At 70.9% G+C, this 12,655-nt stretch carries 7 protein-coding genes and 1 tRNA gene; 3 read left to right on the top strand and 5 right to left on the bottom strand.

Annotated features, from left to right (window positions below):
- Positions 1-19: 19 nt before the first annotated feature.
- From CSC68_RS12495 to CSC68_RS12485, 3 genes are all read left to right on the top strand, one after another.
- Entirely contained in the window at positions 20-607 is a 588-nt protein-coding gene (locus tag CSC68_RS12495; RefSeq protein WP_162203878.1) for a hypoxanthine-guanine phosphoribosyltransferase, read from the top strand.
- Between the two features lie 4 nt (positions 608-611).
- Positions 612-1,379, top strand: a complete 768-nt coding sequence (locus tag CSC68_RS12490; RefSeq protein ID WP_162203877.1) for an S-methyl-5'-thioinosine phosphorylase — start codon at positions 612-614, stop codon at positions 1,377-1,379.
- A gap of 94 nt (positions 1,380-1,473) precedes the next feature.
- Positions 1,474-1,680 carry a cold-shock protein gene (locus CSC68_RS12485; RefSeq protein ID WP_013535008.1) on the top strand — a complete coding sequence of 69 codons (207 nt, stop codon included), beginning with the start codon at positions 1,474-1,476 and terminating at the stop codon, positions 1,678-1,680.
- A 75-nt stretch (positions 1,681-1,755) separates the two neighbouring features.
- On the opposite strand, the gene CSC68_RS12480 is transcribed toward CSC68_RS12485, so the two are convergent.
- The 5 genes from CSC68_RS12480 to CSC68_RS12460 form a co-directional block, all read right to left on the bottom strand.
- Positions 1,756-8,271 carry an alpha-2-macroglobulin family protein gene (locus CSC68_RS12480; protein WP_162203876.1) on the bottom strand — a complete coding sequence of 2,172 codons (6,516 nt, stop codon included), beginning with the start codon at positions 8,269-8,271 and terminating at the stop codon, positions 1,756-1,758.
- Between the two features lie 4 nt (positions 8,272-8,275).
- On the bottom strand, positions 8,276-8,719 hold the full coding sequence (locus CSC68_RS12475; protein WP_162203875.1) for a response regulator: 444 nt from the start codon (positions 8,717-8,719) through the stop codon (positions 8,276-8,278).
- Positions 8,716-10,542: a sensor histidine kinase gene (locus CSC68_RS12470; RefSeq protein ID WP_162203874.1), complete on the bottom strand. Its 1,827-nt coding sequence runs from the start codon at positions 10,540-10,542 to the stop codon at positions 8,716-8,718. Before CSC68_RS12470 ends, CSC68_RS12475 begins: the two co-directional genes overlap by 4 nt.
- A gap of 136 nt (positions 10,543-10,678) precedes the next feature.
- A tRNA-Val gene (locus CSC68_RS12465) sits at positions 10,679-10,753 on the bottom strand.
- Between the two features lie 258 nt (positions 10,754-11,011).
- A complete protein-coding gene (locus tag CSC68_RS12460) occupies positions 11,012-12,634 on the bottom strand; it encodes an FMN-binding glutamate synthase family protein (protein WP_162203873.1) in 1,623 nt (540 codons plus the stop codon).
- Between the last annotated feature and the right edge of the window lie 21 nt (positions 12,635-12,655).

The following is a 12,655-nucleotide window of genomic DNA, read 5'->3' as shown; positions in this document are numbered from 1 at the left end:
CTTCCTGTAGCCTGAACCGATGTCCACTCCGCTCATCATTTCCGAAGTCCTGGCCAAGTCCGACCTGCTGGTCGACCGGCCCACCATCGACGCGGCAATCGGCCGCATGGCCGACGAGATCGCCCGCGACTACATCGGCGACGTCCCGCCCGACCGCCTCGGCGACAGCTTCGTCCCGGTGTTCCTGACCGTGATGCACGGCGGCATGCTGTTCGCCGGCCAGCTCGCGCTGGAGCTGGGCAGGCGCGGCCTGGACCTGCAGTTCGACTACATGCACGCCACCCGCTACCGCGGCCAGAACCAGGGTGGCGAACTGGTGTGGAAGCACCGCCCGGCCACCTCGCTGTACGGCCGCCGCGTGCTGATCGCCGACGACATCCTCGACGAGGGCCAGACCCTCAAGGAAGTGCGCCGCTGGTGCATCGAACAGGGCGCGACCGACGTGCGCATCGCCGCGCTGACGGTCAAGGACCACGACCGCTGCGTGGAAGGCGTGCGCGCCGACTACGCCGGCCTGCACCTGCCGGACCGCTACGTGTTCGGCTTCGGCATGGACTACTACGAGCAGGGCCGCAACCTGCCGGCCATCTACGCGCTGAAGGACTGAGGCCGTGGCGCTGGACCTTGCCGTGATCGGCGGCACCGGCGTCTACCGCCTGGCCGCCCTCGAGGACGTGGAAGCACGCAGCTTCGATACCCCGTACGGAAAGCCCTCCGGCCCGGTCAGGGTCGGCCGCCTCGGAGGGTCCACCGTGGCCTTCCTTGCCCGCCACGGCGAAGGCCACGCCCTGCCCCCGCACCGGGTCAACTACCGCGCCAACCTGCATGCCCTGCACCAGGCGGGCGCGCGCCGGGTGCTGGCGCTGAACACCGTCGGCGGCATCACCGACGCCTACGGCCCGCGCGTACTGGCCTGTCCTGACCAGCTGATCGATTACACCTGGGGTCGCGAGTCCACCTTCTGGGATGGCGAGGGCGAGCCGCTGCACGTGGATTTCGGCCATCCCTACAGCCCCGGCCTGCGCGCCGATGTGCTGGCGGCGGCCCGCAAGGCCGGCCTGCAGGTCGTGGATGGCGGCTGCTACGGCGCCACCCAGGGGCCGCGCCTGGAGACCAACGCCGAGATCGCGCGCATGCGCCGCGATGGCTGCGACCTGGTCGGCATGACCGGAATGCCCGAGGCGGCGCTTGCACGGGAACTGGGCCTGGAATATGCCTGCCTGGCCATCGTCGCCAACTGGGCGGCCGGCTGCGGAGATTCGGCCGAGATCACCCTGGACGAGGTGCTGGAGAATGTCGCGGCCGCTTCCTCGGGCCTGCCGGACCTGCTCGGCGGGCTGTTAACGAAAGGTGAAGATACCGGTAACATCGGAAATTGATTCACTGTGCTGATTGTCAGCGGGCGCATGTATTTGCATACTCCGCTCGCGGCGGCCGCCGCATCTCCATCAAACGCAAGGATTACGCAGCATCATGGCCAACGGTACCGTCAAGTGGTTCAACGACGCCAAGGGATTTGGCTTCATCTCGCCGGAAGACGGGAGCGCGGATGTCTTCGCGCACTTTTCCGCGATCAACGCCAAGGGCTTCCGCTCGCTGAGGGAAGGCCAGCGCGTGAGCTACGAGGTCACCCAGGGCCCGAAGGGCGCTCAGGCATCGAATATCACTCCGCTGGACTGATCCCCTCCGGGGATTATCCCGGCGATAAGGAAAACCCCGCCGCGAGGCGGGGTTTTTCTTTGCCCGCCGCGCGGGTCAGGGTTGCACGATGGTGACCTGCGACGGACGCGCCGCGCCGGTGCCGCGCAGGGTCGGCTGGTACATGTCCTCCACCTGCGGCGGCGGCACGGTGTACGTCCCCGGCGTGACCGCGCGCACCAGGTAGTAAAGCCGCGCGCGTCCACCTCCACGCAGGGAGATGGCGGCCACGTAGCGGTCGTCGCGGTGTTCCTCGTGGCGGATCTCGGCCTCGCCCGAACGCTCGGACAGCACGACGCCGTCGATGCGGATGCCTTCCCACTGCGCGGCGTCGCCGAGGTTGAGGTTTTCCGCCTCCAGCCCGGCCGGCAGCAGGTCGGTGACCAGCGCATCGGGCATCGACTCGCCGGTCTCGACCGTCAGCCGCGCCACCAGCACCTGCCCTTCCTTGAGCGTGCCACCGCTCCAGCGCCGGCCATCCGGCCAGAACCAGTCGCGCGACACGCCGGCCACGCTGCGGTCCTCGGACGGGGCCTGGCGCGGCACGCCGGCCACGTCGATGCTGGCGTAGTAGGGACCACCCCGGGCCTGGAAACGCGCGCCGGCGGCCAGCGCCGCCGCGTCCAGGGTGCGCGCGAATACGCTCGACTCCACCTCCTCGCCGCCGTGCCCCGCACGCCATTGGCCGGTGACCTGGCGCCCGTCGCCGGCCTGCAGCGCACGGCCCAGGCGCGCGATCGCCATCTGCTCCTGGGTGCTGAGCCACAGCCGGCCGCTGCCGTCGGCGGAACGGCGCGCCTGCAGCGCCCGCGCCAAGTCCAGCGCCCGCGCGTCGAACTTCGCGTCGGCGCGTTCGCGTTCGTGCAGCAGCGCGACCATCAACGCTTCGTCGCGGATCTGGCTGCCGTAGTCGCCGAGCCAGCGCGGACGCTTGCGCGGATCCAGCGCGAAGCCGTCGGCGATGGCCGCCTCCCCGCGCCGCGCATCGCCCTGCAGCGACAGCGCCAGGCCCAGCTGCACCAGCGGCAGCCCGGTGAGGCTGCGTCCCTTCTCCTGGTCGTACAGCGCACGCAGGGTGCCCAGCGGGGCGCGGTTGACCCGCGCCAACACGTAGCCCGCGTAGGCGCGATAGGCGAAGCGCAGGTGCTCGCGGTGGTCGCGGCCGTAGAACTGCGGATCGCCCGACAGCAGGTCCTCGGACAGGCGGTCCAGGGCCTTCTGCAGGGCATTGGCGGGAACGACGAAGCCTGCCTCGCGTGCATCGAGCAGGAAGTCGGCGATGTACGGGGTCAGCGCCGGTTCGGCGCCGCCCTGCCCGCCCCACATCGAGAAGTGCCCGCCGGCGGTCTGCATCGCCACCAGGCGCCCGATCGCGCCCTCCACCCGCGCGCGGCGCTGTTCGGCCGGCAGCGAAGGACCGCCGAGCTGCGCGGCGATGCGCGGATCCATCAGCAGCGCCGCGTAGCCCTTGCTGGTGGTCTGCTCGGCACAGCCATAGGGGTAGTCCAGCAGGCCCTGCAGTGCGCTGGCATAGGGCACCGGCGGCGCGGTGGTGATGCGCAGGTAGGCGTTGACCGTCTCGCCGAGCAGGCCTTCGGCCAGCGAGGCGTCCAGCGCCAGCGACGCGCCCTCCTCCAGCACCCGGGTCTGGCTGCGCAGCACGGCCGGCCACGCCGGGCGCACCGGCAGGTCGTAGCGGCGGTCCACCGAGTGGCCGCCGCCGTCCACCCTCACGCGCACCTTCGCCACGGTGCTGCCGGAGCGCGCCGCGAGCGGAAACTCCAGCGTGGCCTTGGCGCCATCATCCAGGCGCACGCGGCGCTCGCCCTCGCCGACATCCAGCGGACCCTCGCCCTCCACCCGCACCCGGAACTCGCCGGCGCGGCCGGTGAAGTTCTGCAGGTCCAGGCTCACCATGCCGCGGTCGCCCGGGGCCAGCACGCGTGGCATCCCGGCTTCGGCCACCACCGGCGCGCGCACCAGGACCTCGGCATCGCGCTTGCCGTAGTGCGCGTCGGCGTAGACCAGCGCGGAGACCCGCACGGTGCCGTTGAAATCCGGCACCGGCAGCGCGATCCGTGCGTTGCCCTGGGCATCCAGGCGTACCGGGCCGGAGAACAGGTCCACGGTCTGCCCCCGGGCCGTGGGCCGGCGCGCCTGCGGCAAGGCCTGCAGGGCCATGTCGCCGCCGAAGCGCAGGCGCGCGGTGCCGCCGTCGTAGCTGCCGATCACCCTGCCGTACACGTCGTAGGCGTCGGTGCCCAGGCGGCGCTGGCCGAAGAAGTGGGCGGCCGCGTCGGGCACCGGGAAGCGGGTGATGTTGATGATGCCCGCGTCCACCGCCGACACGGTCACGTGGGCCAGCTTGCCGGCCAGCTGCGGGACGCTGACCGTCACCGGCAGCTCCTGTTGCGGGCGTACCTGTTCCGGCACCTTGAGGCCGACGGCGACGCGGCGCTCGTCGCGGCGCATCGGCACGTGCACCACGCCCACGGCGCGCGCCGGCGCCACCAGCGTGTCTGCCGCCGACGGACGGAACACCAGCGCGGTCACGTAGACGTCATGGCGCTCCCAGTCCGCCGTCACCGGGATCTCGAACGTCGCCGCGGCCTTGCCGGCCTGGCCGCGCACCTCGATGTCGTGCACGTAGAGCAGGCGGTCGCTCTCCACCAGCAGCACGCCGCGACCGGCCTGCGGCGGGGTGACGGTGACCCTGAGGGTGTCGCCGGCACGGTAGGCGGTGCGGTCCAGCGCCAGCTTCACCTTGTCCGGGCGAGCGTCCGGGCCACGGTTCTCGTCGCCCCAGCTCCAGCCGGCATGGAAGGGATAGCGCATGGTCAGGCCGGTGGCCGGGTCGAACACGTCGATCCGGTACTCGCCCCAGGCCACCGGCACGTCGAAGCGCACCGGACTGGTGCCGGCGTCGAGCGTGCGGGTCTGGACGTTCTCGAAGCGCCGGGTGAAGTCGTAGTTCCAGCCGCCATCGTCGTCATGGCGCCAGTGGTAGTCGCGCAGCTCGCGCACCAGGGTCAGCTGCAGGCCCTTGGCCGGTTGCGGCCTGCCCTGCGCATCCACGCGCACCAGCTCGAAGCCGGCATCGGCCTCGGCCGGGGCTCCGTCCTGCGGCTCGAACAGCGGGCGCACGCCGACCAGGGCCGGCGCCGGCCACAGCACGCGTTGCAGGCTGCGGCTGACCGGCCGCCCGCCGCTTTCGTGGACATCGCCCAGCACGGTGACCTTCACCGGGGTCTTCGCGCGCACGGCCTCTTCCGGCAGGGCCAGCCTGGCCTCCAGGCGCCCATGCGGGTCGAATTGAGCATCCAGGACATCGCGCGGCTCGCGCGGCAGCTCCACCGTCGCGTCGCCGAAGGCATAGCCGGGCCAGCCGGCCACCGGATCGCGCGCCACCGCCAGTGCCATGCGCGCGGTGAAGCGGTTCCCCGCCGCGGGTGCGCCGTAGAGATAAGCGGCCTCGGCGCGCAGCTCCAGCGGCGCGCCCGGGGCCAGGGTGTCACCGGCGGTTGCCGTGGACAGCTCAAGCTTCAACCGCTCGGGCAGGAACTCCTCGATGCGCAGGCTCATGCCCTGCACCGCCTGGCCATCGGCAGGATCGGTGCGGAACTCCACCTGCCAGCGCCCGGTAGGCGCGTCGTCGGGAATCGCCTGTTCGAAGGCGTAGTAACCCTGGACGCCCGGGTCCAGGCGGGTCTCGCGGAACACCCGGCCATCGGGCTGTTTCAGGCGCAGGAACAACGGCTGGCCGGCGCCATCCTTCGGCGCCGGCATGGCACGTCCATCGAAGTCACGCAGCAGCGCGGAAATGCGCAGGGTCTCGCCCGGGCGGTACAGGTCGCGCCCGGACCAGGCGAACACGTCGAATGCCGCCTGCGCGCGACCGGCCACGGCGAACTCGGACAGGTCCAGCGCCGGCTGGTTGAACGGCAGCAGTGACACGTCCCGGCCGCGCCGGGCAACCAGCACGTGGCCGGCGTCCAGGCGGTAGTCCAGCAGCGCGTTGCCGTTGCCGTCGGTGGCCGACTTCAGCAGCGCCTGGCCCCTGGCGTCCAGCACGCGCAGCTCCACCCCCTTGAGGGGCGCGCCATCCCGCAGCGAGGCGGTATGCACGTAAAGCCGGTCCCGGTAGGCGCGCGCATGCAGGCCGATGTCGCTGACGGTGAAGAACGCGGTGTCGTAGGAATCCGAATAGCGGCCCACGCGGCGCATCACCGCAAAGTACAGGCCCGGCTGCTGCAGCTCGGCGATGTCCTGCACCGGCAGGTGGCTCACGACGCGTTCGTTGCGCCCGCCGCCGAGCACGAAGCGGTTGAGGTAGGCGGGCTCGGCGAGTTCGCGCAGCGGGGCGCCATCGCCATAGTCCCGGTCCAGCTCCCAGCCGCCGCGGCGCCCGCCGCGCTGGAACTGGGCGAAGAAGCGCGGCAGCGCGTCCTCGCGCACGCGCAGGAACTCCACGTCCACCTCGTCGACGTTCACCGAGACCACCGGCAGGCCGCGGCTCTCGCGCGCCGGCAGCACGCTGCCCTGCGAGGCGAAGCCGGCCACCGGCTCCAGCTCGCCGGTATGGATGGTCTTCTCCAGCGGCGGCTCCAGGCGGCTGCCGTCGGCCGCCAGCAGCGCGCCGGCCAGGGACACGGTGTAGTCGCGCGCGGCTTCCACGAAGGGATAGCGCAGCACCTTTCCGTCGTCGGACAGGGTCCAGCCGCTGCCGTCGCGGGCGGTGCCAGCGGGCTCGACCTTGAGCAGGGCGTCGAAGTCCTGGGTGCCTACCAGGGGCCGGGAGAACTCCAGCGCCAGCGCCAGGCGGCCCTCATGCTGGTCCGCCCAGGCACGCGCCAGGCCGAGGCCGGCGATCTCCTCGCGTCCGGCCTGCAGCTTCTCGCCGCCGACGCCGGGCAGCTGGCCGCCGGGATCGCGCCCGCATCCGCCCGCCAGCAGCGACGCCAGCATGATTCCCCACACCCCACAGGCGCCGAACCGGCGACGTGCTGCAATCCCCATACACCCTCCCTTGCGGCTGGAGGGAGTATAGGCGGGGGCCGCCCAGCGCGCGGGGCGCCGGGGCAGGGCTTCGGCAACCGCGGCAAACAGGCGGGGCATGTCCAGCGGCTGCGGCAGCATCTCCAGCACCACGCCATCCGGCAGCACCGAGCGGTCGAACGCCTTGCCGCCGTCGCCGACCAGGATCGCGGGGCCGCGGTAACCGGACTCGTACATGGTCGACAGCAGCGCGGCGGCCGGGAACAGCGTGATGCTGTTGTCGACCACCACCACGTCCGGCTCGCCCGATTCGGCGAACACGCGCAGGGCCGCGGCGCCGTCGCTGGCCAGTTCCGGTGCGTAGCCCTGGCTGGCCAGGGCATTGCCCAGCAGCGACAGGCGGGTGCCGTCGCGGAACACGATCAGGATCCGCTCGCCCTGCCCCGGCACCACCGGCGCCATCCCGGGCTCCTCGTCCACCGGCTCCGAAGGCAGCGGCAGCAGCATCTCGAAGCGCGTGCCCTCGCCGGGCCGGCTCGCCACGCTGATCTGGCCACCCATGCCTTCGATGATCCGCCGGCACGACACCAGGCCCAGGCCGGTGCCGTCGCTCTTGGTGGTGAAGAACGGGGTAAACAGCTGCTCCAGGGTGTGCTCGTCCATGCCCACGCCGGTATCCGCCACCACCAGGACCACGCGTTCGCCGCGTACCCCCGCCGTCAGCTCCAGCCGGCCACCGGATGGCATCGCCTGCACCGAGTTCAGGCACAGGTTCAGCAGGCACTGCTGCAGCTCGGTGTAGTTGCCATGCAGTTCGACGTCCGGATCCTCGAGCTTCTGCTCGAACTCCACGGTGCGCGGCAGGCTGCCCTTGAGCAGCAGCTCGACGGCGCGGAACAGGTCGGCGATGCGGAAGCGCTCGCTGGCACGGCGCGAGCCGCGCACGAACGACAGCATGGACTCGGCCATCTCGTGACCGCGCCGCCCGCACTCGGCCACCACCGCGGCCAGCTGCTTCAGGCGCGGATCGTCGCTGCGCTGGGCGATCAGGTCCGGCACGATCAGCAGCGGCTGCAGGATGTTGCGCAGGTCGTGGCTGAGGCCGGCCGCCAGCAGCGACAGGCTCTCCAGGCGCTGGGTGCGCATCAGCTCGCGTTCGGCGCGCTGGCGCTCGGCCTCGGTACGCGCCTCGCGCAGCGCGCGCTCCACCGCCGCCGGCAGGCGTGCGCTGCTGTGCTTGAGGATGTAGTCGCTGGCGCCCTCGCGCAGGGCCGCCACCGCCACGTCCTCGCCGATGGTCCCGGACACGAAGATGAAGGGCACCTGCGGCGAATGCTCGCGCACGATCTGCAGGGCATCGTGCCCGGAAAACCCGGGCATGCTGAGGTCGGACAGCACGATGTCCGGTTTGAACCCGGCCAGCGCCTCGCGCAGGCCCTCCTCGTCCTCGACCCGGAGGTACTCGGCGTTGAGGTGCGCGTCCTCGAGCTGGAAGCGGATCAGCTCCGCATCCTCGGGAGAGTCCTCGATGAAGAGGACCCTGACTTTGGCGTCGCGGCTTATGGCGCGCAGCGGCATCGGCTCAACCTTCGATATCCGGCGTGGCGTTGATCAGGGCCCAGAACTGGCCCAGGGTCTTGACCGCCCCGAAGAACTGGTCGATGTCCACCGGCTTGACCACGTAGGCGTTCACGCCCAGGTCCCAGCTCCTGGCCAGGTCGCTCTCCTCGCGCGAGGACGACAGGATCACCACCGGCAGGCGCCGCAGCTTGTCGTTGGCGCGGATCCGCTGCAGCACCTCCAGCCCGTCCATCCGCGGCATCTTGATGTCCAGCAGCAGCACGGCCGGGTTCTCGTCGGCGCGGTCGGCGAACCTGCCGGTGCGCTCCAGGTATTCCATCGCCTCCACGCCGTCCTCCACGTGGACGATCGGATTGGCGAGGTTGGCCTCGCGCAGGGCGTCGATCGCCATCTCGGCGTCGGCTGCGCTGTCTTCGGCCAGCAGGATGGTACGGATGGGACTCATGCAATGACGCTCCCGGGGTCAGCGGAATCCTGCGGAGGCAGGACGAAGTGGAAGGTAGCACCCTTGCCGGGCTCGGACTCGGCCCAGATGCGGCCGCCATGGCGGGCCAGCACCCGGCGCACGCTCGCCAGGCCGATGCCGGTGCCGGGGTATTCGCTGGCCTTGTGCAGCCGCTGGAACACGCCGAACAGCTTGCCGGCATAGGCCATGTCGAAGCCGACGCCGTTGTCGCGCACGGTGAAGTGGTGGCCGCCCTCGGGGGTGGGTTCGCAACCGACCTCGATCACCGCCGGCTCGCTGTGGGCCGAGTACTTGACCGCATTGCCCAGCAGGTTGAGCCACAGCTGCCGCATCATGTTCTCGTCGGCCACCACGATCGGCAACGGCGCGATCCGCCATTCGATCCGGTGCAGCGGACGCCCGGTCTCCTCGGCGTCGACGATGCGGTTGGTATCCAGCACGGCCTTGGCCTCCTCGGCCAGGGACTGCATGTCCACCGCCTGCAGCTTGAGCGCGCTGCGGCCCAGGCGCGAGTACACCAGCAGGTCGTCGATCAGCGAGGACATGCGCCGGGCCGAATTGCTGATCACGTCAAGGTAGTGGCGGCCGCGGTCGTCCAGCGAGTCGCCGAGGTGGCGGGACAGCTTGTCGGCGAACCCGGCCACGTGCCGCAGCGGGGCGCGCAGGTCGTGCGAGACCGAGTAGCTGAAGGCCTCCAGCTCGCGGTTGACCTCGGAGACCTGTTCGATCTTGCCCTCCAGCTGGCGGTTCAGGTCGGCGATGCGCTGCTGCGCGGCCTTCTGCGCGGTGATGTCGCTGACGGTCATCAGCACCACCTCGTCCGCGCGGTCCGGCAGCTGCATGCGCCGGGCGTTGATCAGCATGGTCCGGGTCTGGCCGTCGGTGGTGCGCTGGACGTGCTCGTAGTCCCACAGCTCGCGGTCGCGGCTGAGCACGTCCGCCAGGCGCTGCAGCACCACCGGGTCGTCCCAGGCGCCGCTGCCCACGTCCTGCAGGCGCTCCTGGTGGCTGTCCTCGTTGCCCTCGGTCCCGTACAGCTCGGAGAACGCGGCGTTGTGCATCAGCACGCGCTGCTGCGCATCCAGCAGGACGATCGGCTCGCGCACGGTCTGCAGCACCGCCAGCGCGCGGGCGCTGGCGCGGGCCAGCTCGGCCTCGGATGCGGTGCGGCGCGCCTCTTGGCGGTACAGCAGCCAGAACACGCCTCCGGTCAGCAGCACCTGGCCCAGCAGCGCGGCCAGCGCCAGCCAGCTGGCGCGCGAACGCTGCACGTCGGCATACGAGGAGCGCCCGGTCAGCAGGGTGTACTCGTTCTGGATGAACTCCAGGAACAGGTCGCGGATCTGGTAGCGGCCGTACATCTCCTCGGCCGCCCCGGTGCGCTGCTCCGGGGTGGCATGGCCGCTGGTCAACGTCCGCACCAGGTCCTCGCGCTGGCGCACCAAGGTGCGCATCCGCCCGATCAGCTGCTGCTGGTCGGGGTTGTCGCGGGTCAGGCTGGCCAGGCGGTCCAGCGCCGGATCGAGTTCGGCCAGGTCCAGCTCCAGCCGCCGCCGCAGGTGCGGCCCGTCGGCCCCGCCGCTGATGGCGAAGGCCAGGGAGTCGATCTCGCGGACCAAGGCGTGCAGGCGCTGCGCGGTGGCTTCCACCTGGAGGCTGTGCTGGACGCGTTCGTCGGCTTCGTGGCTGTAGGTGGTCCACTCCCGGACCAGCAGGAACGGCACCAGCAGGATCAGGACAGCCGCGGCAATCAGTAGCGGCAGGCGCCAGCGGATGTACCTCGGTGGGTTGGCTCCCGGCAAAGTTCCCGACTCCCTGTTCGTGGCCAAGGCCCTCAAACGCCCCGGATGATGGGGCCAAATTGCTCCATTGTTAAGCCATGGCGCGTGAAGGCCGCATAGAACAAAGGCCGGCTTTTCAGCCGGCCTTGTCGGAATATGGTGGGCGGTGCAGGGATCGAACCTGCGACCCTTGCCGTGTGAAGGCAATGCTCTACCGCTGAGCTAACCGCCCGATGCCCGCACCGGTCAGTGCGGGCTGCGCATGTTAAAGGGGCGTGGCGGGAAGGTCAACGGTCTTCGCGCGTTCGGGCCTTCCCTTCGTGCAGCAGGCCATCCGGCTGGTCCGGCCGCACTGCCGCACCCGTGCATGGTCGCGATGGCACCCGGCGGAGCGCTTCAGCCTGGCCCCCAGGCGTCTCCGCTCCGTGCCTGGCGGCCCCGCATCGATGCAGCTTCCCGGGCAGCACAGGCAGGAGCCCGCGCTGCGCGTTCAGCGGCTCTTGCTGGCGCGCAGCGCGGCCAGCCGCGGCGGCGGGCCGAAGCTGCGCGGGTCGGCGTCGGCCCAGAAAGCCCGGAACACCGCATGCGCGGGAACCCCGTGCAGCAGCTCGCCCGGTTCCAGGAACCGGTACAGCGCGGCCAGCGAACGGATCTCGGTGGGCGACACCCGGCGCAGGATGTGCTCCGGGCCCAGTTCGGACGGATGCTCCAGCCCGGCCGCGCACAGCAGGTCGCGCAACGCGCGCACGGTGTTGAGGTGGAACTGGTAGACCCGCGTCGCCTTGTCCTCCGGGTCCAGGTTGCGCCAGCGCCGCGGATCCTGGGTGGCGATGCCGGTCGGGCAGCGGTCGGTATGGCAGCTCAGCGACTGGATGCAGCCCAGCGCGAACATGAAGGCGCGCCCGGCGTTGCACCAGTCCGCACCCATGGCCAGGGTGCGGGCGATGTCGAAGGCGCTGGTGATCCGCCCTGCCCCGGCCAGGCGGATGCGGTCGCGCAGGTCCAGCCCCACCAGGGTGTTGTGCACCAGCATCAGCGCCTCGTGCATGGGCACGCCGATGTGGTCCATGAACTCCACCGGCGCCGCGCCCGTGCCGCCCTCGGCACCGTCGACCACGATGAAATCCGGCAACTGCCCGCTCTGCTGCATGGCCTTGGCGATGGCGAACCACTCCCAGGGGTGGCCGATGGCCAGCTTGAAACCCACGGGCTTGCCGCCGGACAGCTCGCGCAGCCGTGCCACGAACTGCAGCAGGCCGATGGGCGTGTCGAATTCCGTGTGGCTGGCCGGGGACACGCAGTCCGCGCCCATCGGCACGCCGCGGGTGGCGGCAATCTCGGCGCTGACCTTGGCCGCGGGCAGCACGCCGCCGTGGCCGGGCTTGGCACCCTGCGACAGCTTCACCTCGATCATCTTCACCTGCGGCCGTGCGGCCTGCGCGGCGAAGCGTTGCGGATCGAAGCGGCCTTCGGCGTCGCGGCAGCCGAAGTAGCCCGAGCCCAGCTCCCAGACCAGGTCGCCTCCATTCTCCAGGTGGTAGGGCGAGATCGATCCCTCGCCGGTGTCGTGGTAGAACCCGCCCCGCTTCGCGCCCTCGTTGAGCGCTCTGATCGCGTTGGCCGAAAGCGAGCCGAAGCTCATCGCCGAGATGTTGAACACGCTGGCGCGGTACGGCTGCGCGGTATCCGGCCCGACGGTGATGCGGAAATCGTGGTCGGCGATCTTCGTGGGCGCCAGCGAGTGGTTGATCCACTCGTAGTCCCCGGCGTACGCGTCCTGCAGGGTGCCGAACGGCAGCACGTCCATCACGTTCTTGGCGCGCCGGTACACCAGCGCCCGCTGCTGCCGCGAGAACGGCGCCCGGTCGGTGTCGGCCTCCACGAAGTACTGGCGGATCTCCGGACCGATCGACTCCAGCCCGTAGCGGAAGTGGGCCAGCAGCGGGTAGTTGCGGCGCAGGGTGCTGCGGGTCTGCAGCAGGTCCCAGGTGCCGATGGCGACCAGCGCAAGGCCGATGCCCGCGCCCCACGTCCAGCCAGGCCAGCGCAGGGCCAGCGGGATCGAAACCAGCAGCAGTACCCAGGCGGCGACGTAGCCGAGATAGCGGTGCATCTTGCCTCCTCGCGGGACCAG

It is taken from the genome of Pseudoxanthomonas suwonensis (assembly GCF_010093235.1).
Taxonomy (GTDB): domain Bacteria; phylum Pseudomonadota; class Gammaproteobacteria; order Xanthomonadales; family Xanthomonadaceae; genus Pseudoxanthomonas; species Pseudoxanthomonas suwonensis.
Note: the sequence above shows the minus strand (reverse complement) of the source record. Positions and strands in the feature narration are given on the sequence as shown.